The following is a 16,127-nucleotide window of genomic DNA, read 5'->3' as shown; positions in this document are numbered from 1 at the left end:
GGCGGGGCCGGCTCTTCGGCCGACTCCTGCTCGGCTTCCAGGGCCGGGGCGGCGGCCTTCGCCGGAGCCGGGGCCGGCAGGAACTGGCCGAGCAGCAGTTGGACCAGCGATCCGGCGCCGACGGCCGCCGCCGGGAACATGATCATCTCGTAGCGCATCAGGGTTGAGAAGCCGACGCTGGCGGTGATCACGTAGGTCGAGGCCGCGGCTCCCAGGAACACCGCGGAGGCATCGGACTTGAAACGCACCACCATGCCGATGCCGGCCGCGACCAGCAGGGCGAACAGGATGTGCTCCTGGTGCCACATGTAGGTGACGGCTTCCTGCGTCACCAGCTTCAGGTTGTGGACGAACAGCCTGAGGAAGCCGAACGTCGTGGTCGTGCCGTGGCTCACGGTGCCGGACGGGCTCGACTTGGTGAAGGCGAGCACGAACAGTTCCTGGCCGACCGTCACCACCGCGGTCACCACCAGCGAGCTCAGCCACCGGTTGCGCCACTGCCGGGTCCGGATCAGCTCCCAGAGCCAGCCGGCGCCGGCCATCGCCGGGGCGAGCACGCCGACCTGCCGGTCCAGCGCGATGAACAGGGTCGCCGAGCCCAGCCACGCCAGGTGGGCCCTGCCGATCGTGCGGTCGATGGGCAGCAGCGCCACGATCACCGCGGCCAGGCCCATACCCAGGGTGTCGGTGCCGGCCCAGGCGAAGCCGAAGATCGGGCCCACCGTGCTGAACGCGCCGACCACGATCACCGCGACGGCCGGGCCGTACAGGCGCTGCACGACGGCCGCGGTGGCCCACAGGAACAGGATGTCGCCGAGCACCGGGATCGCCATCGAGCCGCCGGACAGGCCCCACAGCCACACGAAGGGGATCGACAGCACCGGGTAGAGCACCCGGGAGCGGACCAGCTGCCAGGTCGGGTCGTTGTCGGCGAAGAAGTACGGCGCGACGTGCCAGGAGGAGACCGAGCGGTCCTGCTTGACCGAGCCGAGCCAGCTGTGGCCCATATCCTTGGCCATCATCGTCAGGTAGTAGCGGCTGTCCGGCGGGTGGTTCCAGCCCTGGCGGCTGACCAGCTGCATCGCCATCGACAGGATGAACACCGGCAGCACGAGGAGCAGGACTCCGGCTGAGACCCCGAATACCTGGCGGGTCAGGATCCAGGTGCCCAGCCCCTGGAACCGGTCGAGGCCGGAGCTGCGACGCCGACGCGACTCCGCCTCCTGCTTCTGCGCGACGACGGTGTCCGCACTCATCCCAGAAAACTCCTGACGGTCACGGGCGGTTCCGAGGCGCGAGCGCCACCGCCCCAGTCACAGTGATGCGCGGATACCTCGCCTTGGTTGCAAGGCATGGTATCCGCGCAACGTGAGCCCCGGGACCAGCCCCGGAATTCTCAGCTGGTCTACGCGTCGATGCGCTCCCCGGAGGACGCGGAGAACAGGTGCGTCTCGCTCCCACGCGGCTTGACGTAAAGGGTATCGCCCTTCATCGGCACGGCACGGGCGTCCACCCGGACGATCAGGTCCACGTCCTTGTCGCCGACGTGCGCCGCGCAGTAAGCGAACGCGTCCGCGCCGAGCTCCTCGACCAGGTGCACGGTGATGGCGATGGCGCCCTCGGAGTCACCGACGAAGTCGAACGACTCCGGACGCACACCCACGGTCAGCGTCTGCGCGCCGCCGGCGGTGGCCACACCCAGCGCGTCCCGCGAGACCGGGACGGTCAGACCGTCGAACTTCACGCCGCCCTCGACGATCGGGACCTCGACGAGGTTCATCGCCGGGGAGCCGATGAAGCCGGCCACGAAGACGTTCGCAGGCTTCTCATACATCGCCCGCGGGGTGTCGCACTGCTGCAGCAGGCCGTCCTTCAGCACCGCCACGCGGTCGCCCATGGTCATGGCCTCGACCTGGTCGTGGGTGACGTAGACGGTGGTGATGCCCAGGCGGCGCTGGAGCGAGGCGATCTGGGTGCGGGTCTGCACACGCAGCTTGGCGTCCAGGTTGGACAGCGGCTCGTCCATGAGGAACACCTTGGGCTCGCGCACGATCGCGCGGCCCATCGCGACGCGCTGGCGCTGGCCACCGGACAGGGCCTTGGGCTTGCGGCCCAGGTACTCGGTGAGCTCCAGCAGCTTCGCGGCCTCTTCGACCCGCTTGGCGATGGTGGCCTTGTCGACCTTCGCGATCTTCAGCGCGAAGCCCATGTTCTCCGCGACGGTCATGTGCGGGTACAGAGCGTAGTTCTGGAACACCATCGCGATGTCCCGGTCCTTCGGCGGAAGGTGCGTGACGTCGCGGTCACCGATGAAGATGCCGCCGGAGGACACTTCCTCCAGACCGGCGAGCATGCGCAGCGAGGTGGACTTGCCACAGCCGGAAGGACCGACGAGGACGAGGAACTCACCGTCCGCGATGTCCAGGTTCAGCTTGTCGACCGCGGGGCGCTCGGCACCCGGGTAGACGCAGGACGCGTCCTGGTAGACGACACCAGCCATTGTTGTACTCCCTTTCAACCGGCAGGAACGTGCCGGACGATCCGAGTTGGAAAGGCGGCCGGGGCGGATCCGCTCGGCCGTAGATGCGACCGTACCCCGGCGGGGCGGGATTGTCACCGGTGGGGCCCGGTTTACGGCGATACGCTCCGGGCCGCGGGGCCGGTTCGGCATACCGCACAACCGTTTCAGCGCGATTACCGTCTAAAGGAGAGGGTCGCGCCCAGCGGTCCCTTCAGTGGCATCGCACGATCATACGAACCAATACACGCCGTCTGTACGATGTAGCGATCACCTGACCATGGGAAGCTGGCGCCGCGCGTCCGCCTTCGTGTCCGTGGTCCCCTTTCGCAGGAGAGTCCCGAATGAGCGTTGAAGTCGAACGCCCGCCTGCCCCGGCGCGCAGCGCCGCCGCAGACGGCGTGCTCCGGCTCCTCCGACAGGCCGCCTCCGACCCGGACGCCAGACCCACCGTGGTCCACCGGGTCCTGCTGGTCCTGGCCGCCTTCTCCATGTTCTCCACGCTGATGGGGGTCTTCGGGCCGACCGTCCGGTGGCCGGCCGTGGGGCTGCTCCTCGCCGTGTCGATGTGCGCGCTGGTCGCGGTGGCCGTCATGGGCTTCACCGCACAGACCATGCGCTGGTTCGGACGCGCGGAGCTCGTGCTGGCGGTACTGGCGGTGATCGGGCTGTCACTGTGGATGCTGTCGATGATCATCTCCTTCTCCGGCTACCGCAGTGACGAAGAAATATTCGTCCAGTACTCGGCGGACTTGCTCAGGCACGGACACAACCCCTACGCCGCGGACCTGACACCGTCCTACGCGCAGTACCCCTCGCCGTTCCCGACCAAGCTCCTGGACGGCAGCATCACGCACCACCTGGACTACCCGGCGCTGCCCACGCTGCTGACCGCGGGGCTGACCATGATGGTCGGGACCTTCCACACCGTCGGCCTGCTGTGCACGCTGGCCCTGGCCCTCACCGTCTTCGTGATGTACGTCCTGCTGCCGCGCGGCATGCGCTCGCTGGCCGCGCTGCTCGTCGGCGGCGTGCCGGTGCTGGCCCAGGGCGCCCTCGGCGGCCTGTTGTTCGCCCTGGTCGTACCGACGCTGGCCTTCGCGGCGTACCGCTGGAAGCACACCGGCGAGGGCGGCCGGCTGTCCAAGCTGGACCTGGCCAAGGCCGTCGCGGTCGGCGCCGCGATCTCCACCACGCAGGTCGCGTGGTTCCCGATCCCCTTCCTGTTCCTCGGGATCTTCCTGGCCCGCCGGTCCGAGCTCGGGCGGCGCGGCGCGGCGATCGTCACCGCCAAGTACATCGGCGTGGCGGCCGCCACGTTCCTGGCGATCAACGCGTTCTTCATCGTCTGGGGCCCGGGGGCCTGGCTGCGCGGCGCGTTCGCCCCGCTCACCCAGCACGCCGTGCCCGAGGGCGAGGGCCTGATCAACCTCGTGCAGTCGCTGTCCACCGGCTCGGGGAACCTGAGCCTGTACACCTACGCCGGCGCCCTGGTGATGCTGGCGCTGCTGGTGGCCTACTGGCGGCACTTCGACCGCCTGGCCTCGGCGTGCTTCGCACTGCCGATGATCGGGCTGCTGTTCCCGACCCGCTCGTACTGGACGTACTTCGTCGCCTACGCCGCAGCGTGGATCGTCGCCCTGCTGAGCAACGACCCCGAGCCGGAGGCCGAGCCCGCGACCGAGGAGGCCGAGGAGGCCGAAGCGCCCAAGCCGGTGCCGCTCACCGCGCGGATACCGTGGCTGAGCCGGTACGCGGCGATCACCGTCGCGGCGTTCCTGCCGGCGACCGTCGTGTTCGCCGCGGCGGTGGCCGAGCCGGCGCCGATGACCCTGAGGATCGACAGCTACCTGACCTCCGCGCAGCTCAACTCGGTCCAGACGGTCACGATCACCGCGACCAACCACTCCGGCCACGCGCTCGCCCCGCACTTCATGGCGGTCCACGGCAACGGCATGGTCAGCGCGAGCTGGAACATCGTCTCCGGGCCGAAGACCGTGGCGGCGCACTCCTGGGCGCAGTACGTGGTGACCGCGCCGAGCGTCACCGCGATGCCGCTGATCAGCGACTCCCTGAAGCTGCAGGCGGTCACCGACTCCCCCGCGACGGTCAGCTACTCCAAGGCGCTCTCGGCACAGCCCTACGCCACCGTCCTGGTCAGCGACTCGCCGGTGACGCCGCTGCTGCCGCCGGGCGGCTCCCTGGTCCTGACCGCGCGCATCGAGTCCCAGTTCGGCGCCGAGCTGCACCGGTCCGGGGTCCGCATCTGCCTGGACCAGACCAAGTTCACCAACGCCAGCACGGCTTTCGACACCGCCTCGGTCACCCCCTCCCCGGCCGGCGACACCCCCGGCTGCGGCTTCACCGACAGCCAGGGCCAGGTCCGGTTCACGGTGGTCAGCCATGGCACCGGCAGCCGCCAGCTGTACTTCCAGAGCTTCGGCATGCAGGGCAGCCTCGGCCGGTTCGGGTATTCGACCTTCCTGTCGGCGGCCTGGCGGTGACCGGCCAGGCACGGACCCCGATCGGACGGACCACAGTCCACACCGCCGTCCGCACCACCGTTTACACCGCCGTCGGCGGCGGGACGTCCGCGGTGACGGCCCGATGAGCGCCCCCACCGACATCCCGACCGCGCCGACGGACTCGGATCCGGACCGTCCGGCCGCTCCCGCGGGCGGCCGGACGGTGCGCCCCGCTCAGGTGCTGGCCGTCGCCGTCGCCGCCTCCTGGCTGGTACCGGTCGCGACCCACGTGCTGCACGCGGACATCGTGCTGCCGGTGCTCATCGTGCTGGCGACCGCGGCCCAGCTGACCATCGGCTCGACGGTGCTGGACCGGCTGATCCCGGCCGTGGGCCTGGTGTCCGGGGTCGCCATCGCCGGCGGCCTGCTGTTCTCCGTGTGGCCGTGGGGGCTCGATCCGGTGCCGGTCGCGGGACTGTGGCTGACGCTGCTGTCCGGCACCGCCTACCTGGTCCACGCCCGCACCGGCCGACGGCCCGCGCTGCCCCGCCGGATGACCGGCTCGGATCTGCCGCTGCTGGCCGCCGCCGGATACGCCGGCTGGGTGGCCGTGGCGCCGAGTCTGCGCGGCACCCCGACCCAGGGACTGGCCTACACGACGCTGACCGGCGACCGGATGCGGCAGTTCGGCCTGTTCGACACCATCCACCGGGTCGGCGGATACCCGTTCCTGCACTGGCACGCCGCGGCGCCGGTCGTCGACCCGAAGATCGGCCGGATCTACCCGTCCGGCATGCACTACCTGTACGCGCTGCTCGACATCTTCGTCACCTCCCGCACCGACCCGGGGAACCCGGTGGCGGAACTGGACCGCTACCGCTACTACGTCGCGCTCGGCTTCGCGTTCCTGGTGCTGTGCGTCACCTGGGGAGCCCGCCGGGTGCTCGGCGCCGCCACCGTCGGCTGGCAGCGCTCGCTGGTGGTCTCCGCGGTCGGCGCCTGGGCCGCGACCGGCGTGCTGACCACGATGCTGTGGTGCACCTGGGACGCCGAGGTGCTCGCCCTGGCCTTCCTGGCGCTGGCCGGGGCGATCGCCGTCCGGCCGATCGGGCGGCCCGCCGAACAGCTCGTCCTGGTCGGCGCGCTGGTGGCGGCCACCGGCTACACCTACAGCCTGTACGTGCCCTTCGCCTGGGCGCTGGCCGCGGTGTTCGGCTACGTGAACCGCCGGCGGCTGCGTCCGCACCTGCGGCTGGTGCTGGTCGTCGGGCCGATCAGCCTTCTGATATCGGTCCTCAGCTACCTGCTGGAGCTGCGCTACGACACCGTCAGCACCTCCGACGCGCTGCTGACGCCGGGCTTCGCGATCGCGGTCCCGCACTCCACGCTGCTGATCCTGGCGCTGCTGTGCGTCGTCGGCACGCTGTCCGCGGCGGGCCGGCGCCGGCCGACGACCGCGACGCTGGCGCTGCTGATCGGCACCGCGGCCGTCATCGTCGCCGCGTTCGGCCTCTACCAGAGGGCCGAGATCGGCTACACGACGTACTACTTCCACAAGGCCATGCATCCGGCGCTGGTGTTCGGCCTGATGGGCGCGGGCACCGCGGTCACCGCGCTCAAGCAGGGACGGCTCAGCCGGGCCGCCGGGCCCTGGCGGCACCGCGCGGCCGGCACCGCCGGGGCGCTGGCCGGCCTGATCGCGGTCGGGGCGGCCCTGCCCGGACCGCTGCAGTTCCGCTACCAGGACATGTATCCGGGGCCGGACACCACCTGGGCCCGGGTCTGGACCGACGGCAAGCAGATCTTCGGCGTGCACGGCGCGGCCCTGGGCTACCTGGCGGACCGGCACCTGCTCGGCGACGGCCGGCCGACGGTCGCGCTGTGGGACCCGGCCGGGACCGAGAACCGCGACCTGACGCTGATCATGGCCTCGCTCAACCACGATTCCGGCACCATGGGGCCGATCGTCTACGGGCTCACCGGCATCGACGGGCTCGTGAAGATCGCGCCGCCGTCGACGCCGGACGGGCCGCTGGCCCCGGCCGCAGACCAGGCCCTGGGCTCGGTCGCCAAGCTGCTCCAGACCTCGCGGGTCCCGCTGCGCGTGATCACGCCGGACCCGGTCGCCGCGGCGCGCCTGCGCGCCTTCGCGGCCAACCACCCGACGCTCAAGCTCACGGTGCTGTTCCTGCCCGACCTGCCCGGCGAACGCTCGCCGGCGTGAGGCGCTCCGAATAACCGATCCGTACAACCGATCCGAGTGGCCGCTCCGAGGAATCCCGACGGACACCACCTCGTCGCACACCACTTCGTCGCGCTCGGCCTCCGGCTCGGACCCGTCACCCGGGCCCGAGCCGGATCCGATCCGGAGGCAATCGGCAAAGCCGCGACCGGGGCCGCGGCTCGCGCCCGTCACCGGCCTGCCGGGCTATGACAGCCCCTTGACGATCTCGATCTTCATCCGCATATCGGGGTTCTGCGCCGACCAGTCGGTGAGGAGCCGGGCCAGGTAGTTGTCGCCGATCACGACCCGGAAGCCGGGGTCGTGGGCGCTCAGCCAGGATTCGAGCTGCCCCAGCGCGCTCTTGGCCGCGTCCGGCAGGCCCTGGCCCTTCGCCGGCGGCTGGAGGGACACCAGGTTGTCCGATCCGTCCAGACCCAGGAATCCCATCTTCCCCAGGTCATGGTTGAGGACGGCGAGGAACATCGTGGCGTGCATCTCGTCCGCGGCGCTGTCCGAATACAGCAGCGCCGTCGCCTGGCCGTCGCCGAATTGGTAGTGCTGCCCGTACATCGCCAGGGCGTGGGCGTAGGGCGCCGTGATGGGTCCGCCGGCCCACAGCGCGGCCCAGCTCACGTCCTGGATCGGGCGCGGCCCCTGCGACCACTGGGGACCCTTGGTGAGCGGGAAGCCGCTCGACACGGTGACGCCGAGGACGAAGGCCGCCACGGACGCCGGGATCTCGGTCGTCAGCCAGTGCCGTCGCCGGCTCACGTCGAGGCGGGACGCTCCCGCCGGTGCGGCGAGCGCGCTCTTGAGGAACAACCCGACCGCGCCGAAAGCCACCAGCGACATCGTCCAGGTGCCTTCGACCATCTTCTCGTAGTAGTACCGGGTCATCCCCGTCGCCTGGTACCCGATGTACCCGGTGTAGGTGGAGATCGCGGTGCTGATCAAGATCACCGGAGCCACCACCCGCCACCGCGGGAGCCGGCGTCCGGCCCGCGTGGCCAGCGGCGCGACGGCCACGACTCCGAAGAACAGCGACAGCGCACGGGAGAATCGCAGCGTCGTGCCGCCCTGTGTGAACAGGCCCTGCGTGCCGTACGAGTGGAGCTGGGCCATGACGTACGGAACGGCCGCGACGGGGATCGCGACGATCGCGGTGACCAGGGCGAAGCGCCAGTGGCGCAGCAGTCGCTTCCGATAGACGACAGCGGCACAGAACACGATGACGCCTATGAAGATGAAATAGAGGCTGTAGGAGTAGACCACGCCCACGATCAGGGCCGCCGCCAGCAGGATCTGTTCCCGGACCCGCGCCGGCGGCTGGACCACCAGGGCGAACAGCATGGCGAGGAAGGCCAGGCCGATGACCTCGCCGTCGTAGCCCTGCCAGAACAGCGCCGACATCTGGCCCAGCACCGCCATGCCGCCGACCACGGAACAGACCAGCGCCCGCCGCCAACCCGTCAGTGCGGGTCCGGCCACCCACCGGGCGGACCAGATGACCGCCATCGCGAGGAGACCGACGCCGAGCGCCTCGTACTGGTAGTAGCGGAGGAACTCGTCAACAGAGTCGCCCGGGTTGGACGACGAGGTCCGGAACGCGTCGAGAACCGCGTAAAGGAAATGCGCGCCTGAAGGATAGGCGTACTCGTTCGGCGTGGTGACGTAGTGGCGCGCGGCCGCAGGGTGCATGAACGTGTAGCCGCCGATCCGGTGGATGGCGTCGTACAGCGCGTAGTGGTTGAAGAAGTCCTGGCGTGCCGACGTGTACGGCAGCATGTTGCTGAAGGTCTGCCCCTGGACGGGCTTGCGGATCAGCACCCAGGACACCACGGGCGCCGCCAGGATGATCAGGTCGGTCCCGAGGACCCGGCGCGGCAGCTGGGGCCGCCGGCGCAACACCAGGCCCACGACCACCAACACGGTCAGACCGAACCAGCCGACGGCCATCGGACTCAGATGCCACGGCCAGGCCGAGAAGAGCAGGCCGGCACCGATCACCGCGCCGCCGAGCAGACCCCCGGCGATCATGAGCCGGTCGAGCAGGACGGTGCCGACCCGGAGCAGGCTCGCGGTGCCGAACAGGAGCAGCGGCGGCAGCAGCCAGTCCGCGTCCACCAGCTGGAGGGCGGCGGGGATCAACCAGGCCGCGGCCAGCAGGCCTGCCGCGAGCGCGGGGAACCGCGGGAAACGGCCACCCGGTCCATCGCCGCGGCGCACAGGCGCGTCAGCCTGTTCGGTCAACGCCACCATGGTGAGTGCCTTTCATCGAATCGGTCCTTGATCATGAGGGCGATCGCTCGCCGGGGAGGTTCGGGCGCGAAGAAGACGACAGACCCGCGGGTATCGCGGCCGCGAGGAGGAGACACGACGCGATGACGATCTGCGTCGCACAAGCCGGCCGCCCCCGTTGCGGAGTGCCGACCGGCCTGACTCGACTGGCCCGACTCGACCACCGCTGGTCACGCCACGGTCCGTATCCGTGACAGCGGAGTCGATACCGGGATGGTCACGGGCGGCCCGTCGACGGGCCCCTCAGCCCGCACGTCACCGTAAGAGCCCATCCACCCCACCTCAGCTCTCGGACCCGCCCCCCTGTTCGAGCCGAAATGCTACTAGAGGTCAGCGGCAATGCAGTTGTACTTGCCAGAGCCCACTTCTCGTCATTGTCGGGTTAACGGCTCAGCACCATGTCACCAGGTCGGGACCGGGGCGTAGCATGGCGATGGCCGTCTGACCGGCGCTGAGGCGCGAGCCGGCTCGACGCGGGCAGACGCCGACGGCGTCCGACCGTCCCCCGCTGAGGCTCGCACCTCGGGTTGCGGGCCGGTCACGGCATGGCGCCCGACCCACCCGGCATCCGGACCGATGTCATATTGTGGGCCGACTGACTTCTCGACCCAACGCCACCGCAACAGGGGATTCCATGCCCGAAACCGCACAAAACGACTTCGTTCACGATGTCGTGGTCATCGGCGGGGGCGGGCACGTCGGCCTGCCGCTGGCGATCGCGCTCGCCGACCGCGGGGCCTCGGTGGTGGTGTACGACGTCAGCGCGGAGGCCGTGGACGCGGTCAACTCCGCGCGGCTGCCGTTCGACGAGCCCGGGGCCGCGCCGGTCATCGAGCGCGTGGTGGCCGCCGGGCGGCTGTCGGCCTCGACCGATCCGGCGGTGGTGGCCGGCTGCGAGCACGTGGTCGTGGTGATCGGCACGCCGGTGGACGAGCACCTGAACCCGGACCAGACCGCGATCCCGCGGGCGCTGGAGACCTGCGCGCCGTTCCTGCGCGACGGGCAGATACTCGTTCTGCGCTCCACGGTGTACCCCGGGGTCACCGAGCTCGTGGAGCGGATGATCGCCCGGCTCGGCGTGGACGTGGACGTCGCCTTCTGTCCCGAGCGCATCGCCGAGGGCAAGGCCATGACCGAGCTGTTCGAGCTGCCGCAGATCGTCTCCGGCCGCACCGAGCGGGCGCAGCAGCGGGCGGAGGCGCTGTTCCGCCGGCTCACCGAGAAGATCGTGCACCTGAGCCCGGAAGAGGCCGAGCTGGCCAAGCTGTTCACCAACACCTGGCGCTACATCAAGTTCGCCGCGGTGAACCAGTTCTACATGATGGCCAACGACCGCGGCCTGGACTTCGAGCGCATCCGGCAGGGCCTGTCGCAGGACTACCCGCGCGCCGCGGACATGCCCGGCGCCGGCTTCGCCGCCGGGCCGTGCCTGTTCAAGGACGCCATGCAGCTCGCGGCGTTCCACAACAACAACTTCACGCTCGGCTACGCGGCGATGACCACGAACGAGGGCCTGCCGCTGTACGTGGTGGACCGGCTGGACTCGCAGTACGACCTCAAGAACATGACCGTCGGGATCCTCGGCATGGCGTTCAAGGGCGGCTCGGACGACACCCGCTCCTCGCTGTCCTACAAGCTCAAGCGGATCCTGAAGTTCAAGGCCGCCGAGGTGCTGTGCACCGACCCGCTGGTCACCAGCGACGCCTCGCTGGTCAGTCTGGACGAGGTGCTGGAGAAGGCCGACCTGCTCATCGTCGGCGCGCCGCACCCCGAGTACCGGGGCCTGAAGGCGGCGGTGCCGGTGGCGGACATCTGGAACGTCCTGGGTGACGGGGTGCGGGTATGAGCACGCCGACCGCCGAGGGCGCGCCGACCGACCCGACCCGGCCGAAGGTCTCGGTCATCATCCCGGCCTACAACGAGGGCGAGGGCGTGGTCCCGGTGCTGGACCGGCTCTTCGAGTCCGTCCAGCTGCCGTGCGAGGTGCTGGTCGTGGTGGACAGCGCCGAGGACACCACCATGCCGGTGATAGAGAAGTACGCCGTCGCCGAGCCCCGGCTCAAGCCGTTGCTCAACACCTACGGCCGCGGCCCGGCCAACGCCATCCGGTTCGGCATCGACCACGCGCTGAGCCCGGCCGTGGTGGTCACCATGGCCGACGGCTGCGACGACCCGCGGCAGATCGACGACCTGGCCCGGCTGGTGGAGCGCGGCGTGGCGGTGGCCGCCGCCTCCCGCTACATGGCCGGCGGCCAGCAGGTCGGCGGCCCGCTCCTCAAGGGCCTGATGTCGCAGACCGCGGGCCGCTCGCTGGCCTGGTTCGCCCGGGTCGGCACGCGCGACGCGACCAACTCCTTCAAGGCCTACTCCACCGACTTCGTCCGGGAGGTCGGCATCGACTCCCGCGACGGCTTCGAGATCGGGATCGAGCTGGCCGCCAAGGCCCGCCGGCTGCGCCGCCCGGTCGCCGAGATCCCGACCATCTGGCTGGACCGCACCGAGGGCGACTCCCATTTCCATCTGCGCAAGTGGCTGCCGAAGTACCTGCGCTGGTACCGGTTCGCCTTCGGGCCGCCGCTGAGCGTCGAGCAACTCCGTTCCAGGACCAAGAGTTGATACAGCCCAAGAGCTGATACAGCCCAAGAGCTGATACAGACCAAGAGCTGATACAGCCAAGAGCTGATACAGCCCAAGACCTGAACCGCCGGGCCCAGGCCTGAACCGGCAGAAGCAGAAAGCGAAACCATGTCTGAGAAAGTCCTCGTCTCCGGCTCCGCCGGCTTCATCGGCGGCTACGTCGTCGAGGAGCTGCTCTCGCGCGGCTACAAGGTCGTCGGGATCGACAACTACTCCAAGTACGGCAAGATCACCAAGTCCTACGACGAGCACCCGGACTACGAGTTCCACGAGGGCGACGTCCGCGACACCGACCTGATGGTCAAGCTGCTCGCGGACTGTGACCAGTTCATCGCCGGCGCCGCGCTGATCGGCGGCATCTCGTACTTCCACACCTACGCGTACGACCTGCTGGCCACCAACGAGCGCATCATGGCCTCGTCCTGCGACGCCGCGATCAAGGCGCACGACGGCGGCAAGGGCCGGCTGAAGAAGGTCACGTACATGTCGTCCTCGATGGTCTTCGAGTCGGCCCAGGAGTGGCCGTCGGTCGAGGGCTCCGAGCGCCGCGTGCCGCCGCCGCTGTCGTCGTACGGCTTCCAGAAGCTGGCCGTGGAGTACTTCGCGCGCGCCTCGTGGGACCAGTACAAGCTGCCCTACACGATCGTCCGGCCGTTCAACTGCGTCGGCATCGGCGAGTCCCGCGCGCTGGGCGACGAGGAGATCCTGTCCGGCAACGTGAAGCTGGCGATGAGCCACGTGGTGCCGGACCTGGTGCAGAAGATCGTCAAGGGCCAGGACCCGCTGCACATCCTGGGCACCGGCGAGCAGGTGCGCCATTACACGTACGGCGGCGACCTGGCGCGCGGCATCGTGACCGCGATGTCGCACCCGGACGCGCTGAACGACGACTTCAACCTGTCCACCCCGGCCGGGCACTCGGTGCAGCAGCTGGCCGAGGCGATCTGGGCCAAGATCAAGGGCCCGGGCGTTCCGCTGACCCTGGTCTCGGACGACCCGTTCGAGTACGACGTGCAGCGCCGCGTGCCCTCCACGGAGAAGGCCAAGGACGTCCTCGGCTTCGAGGCGACCACCTCGCTGGAGGAGATGCTCGACGAGGTGATCCCGTGGATCGTGGCCGCGGTCGAGAACGGCACGATCTGACGGCCGCGATGTGACGCCGGCGCCGGGCCGGTGGTGCGCCTCCGTTGCGCACCACCGGTCCCGAAGCGTCACAGACCGGTGGCGATCGGTCACCGCAGTACGGTGATTGGTGCACGACCAATACAGACCGTGGGATGATCCTCCACGCCAACCCGGTAAGGTCTGGTCTCGCGCACTCCTGCCCCTCGCCGACCGTGCGCCGCCCCACCAGAAGATCCAGCTCGCTAAAGCGATCAGCGCAGGCCACGAAGAGGTTCCCTTGTCCACTACGAGCCAGGAGGCCGGCGGCCGGGCGACCGGGCAGGCCTTGCCGCCCGCCGTGCCACGACGAATATCGGCCGTGATCTCCCGCCGGTTCCTGGAACCGGTGGCGGTGGCCTTCACGTCGGCCACTTTGCTGTTCCTCCGTCTGATGTTCCCGACGCCGGTCGGCGTCGCGGACAACTACGACGGCAGCCGCCTGCTGTGCCATCTGAGCCTGTACTCCACGGGCGGCTCCGACGAGATGCGCATGTGGGTCAACTTCACGTATGTGATAAAGCAGAAGTCGCTCTGGAACTGTTCAAAGACTCCTTACGGCAACACGACCATCGACCTGCCGCAGCCCGCGTACAACTCCAGCCAGCTCATCCTGATGAACATCGGGCGCTACCTGACCCAGTTGCTGGGGCTCAAGAACCCGATCGGCTACACGGCGTTGGACCTGCGGGTGCTGGGCGCCGTCGCCTGCGTGTTCATCGGCGCCGCGCTGGGGCTGCTGTTCGCGGTCCTGCGCTCCCGCCGCCGGTTCCGCTACCTGCTGATCGCGGCACTGCTGGCGGTCATCGCGGACGCCAGCTTCATCGACTTCGCCGCCTCGCCGCTGAGCGAGATCTCGGCGGTCATCGGCCTGCTGTTCCTGCTGCCGGCGATGGTGCTGCTGTTCCGCGGCGGCCGGGCCCGGTGGGCCGGGGCGATCCTGGCCCTGGGCGCCGGGATGTTCCTGATCAGCTCCAAGGCCCAGATGATCGTCCTGGTGGTGCCGATGGTGGTGCTGCTGGTGGCGTTCCCGCTGCCGGTGCGCCGGCTTTCCGGCCGGATCGGGTCGCGAGTGATACCGGTGGGCCTGGCCCTGGTGCTGGCCGGGTCCTCCGTGGCGCTCACGCCCAAGCAGGACCCGCACTTCACCTTGCAGACCAAGGCCGACTTCGTCTTCAACGAGCTGCTGTACGTGAGCCCGAACCCGAAGGCCGACATGAAGGCCCTCGGCATTCCGGACTACTACAGCACCCAGGTCGGGCATACCGCCTGGTGCCCGCCGTACCAACTCAGCCTGCAGGACACCGGCGTCTTCTCGCCCAGCACCGCCGGCGACAAGTACGTGGCCCGGGCCAAGGCCGCCGACCCCGCCCTGGACAAGGCGCTGAACACCGGCAACTGGGTCAAGTTCCTGCTGCTGCACCCCGACCGCGCGGTCCGGGTCGCCAACGACGCGGCGAACTCGTTCTTCTACACGCGGCCGACGTACACCGGCAGCTGCTGGATCAAGCACTCCAAGCAGGCCATCCCGCTGGGCAACTACGACTCCGGGCACAGCGTGAACGCGGTGGACAAGCGCTTCACCCCGGTCACCAGCACCCTGCGGCTGTTCAGCCACGCCGGGCTGATCCCGCTGCTGCTGCTCTGGCTGCTGCCGGCCGCCGTGGTGATCCGCCTGCTGGCCCGGCGCCGGGACCGCGCCTCCGGGGAACGCAAGACCTTCGCCTGGATGACGCTGTTCCTGTCCTCCGTGGGCCTGCTGCAGTTCGGTGTCGCCGCCTACGGCGACGGCATCGACACCTCCAAGCACATGAACCTGTCGATCTTCGCCTCCGTGCTCGCCGTGGTCACCGCTGTCGCGACGGCCCGGCTGCGTCCGGCGCCGGCCGGCGCGGCCGTCCCGGCAGCCGTCCCCGACCAGAGCAGAAGGACCGAATCCGACGTGGAGAACGCCGCCAAGGACCTGAGCGTCCTGGTGATCATCCCTACCTACAACGAGGCCGAGAACCTCGACAAGATCGTCACTCGGGTGCACGCGGCCAACGCCGACGTGCATGTGCTGGTGGCCGACGACAACTCCCCGGACGGCACCGGCAAGCTGGCCGACGGGCTGGCCGAGAAGGACGAGCGGGTCAAGGTCCTGCACCGGGCCGGCAAGGAAGGCCTGGGCAAGGCCTACCTGGCCGGGTTCGCCTGGGGCATCGAGCACGACTACGACGTCATCTGCGAGATGGACGCCGACGGTTCGCACCGCCCCGAGGACTTCCCGGCGCTGCTGGCCGCGCTGGTCGAGCAGAACGCCGACCTGGTCCTGGGCTCGCGCTACGTCCCCGGCGGCAAGACCGTGGGCTGGCCCAAGCGCCGCGAGATCCTGTCCAAGGGCGGCAACGCCTGGGTCCGTCTGGTCACCGGCATGAAGCTGGCCGACGCCACCGGCGGCTACCGGCTGTTCCGCCGCGAGACGCTGGAGAAGATCGAGCTGGACAGCGTGGTCAGCGCCGGATACACGTTCCAGGTCGACCTGGCCTGGCGCGCGGTGCGGGCCGGACTGAAGGTCGTCGAGGTCCCGATCACCTTCGTCGAACGCGAACTCGGCGCCTCGAAGATGAGCGGCGCCATAGTCGCCGAAGCCTTGTGGCGCACCGCGTTCTGGGGCACCTCCTACCGTTTGGGGCGCCTGGTCGGCAAGAAGTGACGCCCGGACCGGACGCCGGCGGCCGCCGGCGCCGGCTCCGGTCCCCGCGATACGAACCGAACACCCGTCGGAGTCGGTTAGTCTCTGTGGCGGACGCCGTCAGAGCCGATGCTTCGGTGTCACGCCGTC

At 69.7% G+C, this 16,127-nt stretch carries 8 protein-coding genes and 2 pseudogenes; 7 read left to right on the top strand and 3 right to left on the bottom strand.

The window, feature by feature from the left end; genetic code table 11:
* Both GWK61_RS30755 and GWK61_RS30750 read right to left on the bottom strand, forming a co-directional pair.
* Positions 1-1,256: pseudogene (locus GWK61_RS30755) on the bottom strand (hypothetical protein); the annotation flags it as partial.
* Between the two features lie 149 nt (positions 1,257-1,405).
* Positions 1,406-2,500, bottom strand: a complete 1,095-nt coding sequence (locus GWK61_RS30750; RefSeq protein ID WP_194914783.1) for an ABC transporter ATP-binding protein — start codon at positions 2,498-2,500, stop codon at positions 1,406-1,408.
* Positions 2,501-2,862: 362 nt separating this feature from the next.
* Between GWK61_RS30750 and GWK61_RS30745 the strand changes: the two genes are divergently transcribed.
* A complete protein-coding gene (locus tag GWK61_RS30745; RefSeq protein WP_194914781.1) occupies positions 2,863-5,022 on the top strand; it encodes a hypothetical protein in 2,160 nt (719 codons plus the stop codon).
* A 103-nt stretch (positions 5,023-5,125) separates the two neighbouring features.
* Positions 5,126-7,207 carry a hypothetical protein gene (locus GWK61_RS30740; protein ID WP_194914778.1) on the top strand — a complete coding sequence of 694 codons (2,082 nt, stop codon included), beginning with the start codon at positions 5,126-5,128 and terminating at the stop codon, positions 7,205-7,207.
* 204 nt (positions 7,208-7,411) lie between these two features.
* Here the strand turns inward: GWK61_RS30740 and GWK61_RS30735 are convergent, their stop codons facing one another.
* Positions 7,412-9,457 carry a hypothetical protein gene (locus GWK61_RS30735; RefSeq protein WP_194914776.1) on the bottom strand — a complete coding sequence of 682 codons (2,046 nt, stop codon included), beginning with the start codon at positions 9,455-9,457 and terminating at the stop codon, positions 7,412-7,414.
* A 682-nt stretch (positions 9,458-10,139) separates the two neighbouring features.
* Here GWK61_RS30735 and GWK61_RS30730 point away from each other — a divergent pair.
* The 5 genes and pseudogenes from GWK61_RS30730 to GWK61_RS60940 all read left to right on the top strand — a co-directional run bounded on the left by GWK61_RS30730 (position 10,140) and on the right by GWK61_RS60940 (position 15,998).
* Positions 10,140-11,351, top strand: a complete 1,212-nt coding sequence (locus GWK61_RS30730) for a nucleotide sugar dehydrogenase (RefSeq protein WP_194914773.1) — start codon at positions 10,140-10,142, stop codon at positions 11,349-11,351.
* A complete protein-coding gene (locus tag GWK61_RS30725) occupies positions 11,348-12,121 on the top strand; it encodes a glycosyltransferase family 2 protein (RefSeq protein ID WP_194914766.1) in 774 nt (257 codons plus the stop codon). Before GWK61_RS30730 ends, GWK61_RS30725 begins: the two co-directional genes overlap by 4 nt.
* A 129-nt stretch (positions 12,122-12,250) precedes the next feature.
* The gene (locus GWK61_RS30720; protein WP_194914765.1) at positions 12,251-13,285 is read left to right on the top strand and encodes an NAD-dependent epimerase/dehydratase family protein; all 1,035 of its coding nucleotides are present in this window, start codon (positions 12,251-12,253) and stop codon (positions 13,283-13,285) included.
* Positions 13,286-13,394: 109 nt separating this feature from the next.
* Positions 13,395-15,149: pseudogene (gene wsfD / locus GWK61_RS61580) on the top strand (glycan biosynthesis hexose transferase WsfD); the annotation flags it as partial.
* A gap of 96 nt (positions 15,150-15,245) precedes the next feature.
* Positions 15,246-15,998, top strand: a complete 753-nt coding sequence (locus GWK61_RS60940; RefSeq protein ID WP_369125627.1) for a polyprenol monophosphomannose synthase — start codon at positions 15,246-15,248, stop codon at positions 15,996-15,998.
* Positions 15,999-16,127: the final 129 nt, after the last annotated feature.

It is taken from the genome of Catenulispora rubra, from assembly GCF_015356825.1.
In the GTDB taxonomy this organism is placed as follows: domain Bacteria; phylum Actinomycetota; class Actinomycetes; order Streptomycetales; family Catenulisporaceae; genus Catenulispora; species Catenulispora rubra.
This window is presented reverse-complemented; position numbering and strand designations above follow the sequence as displayed.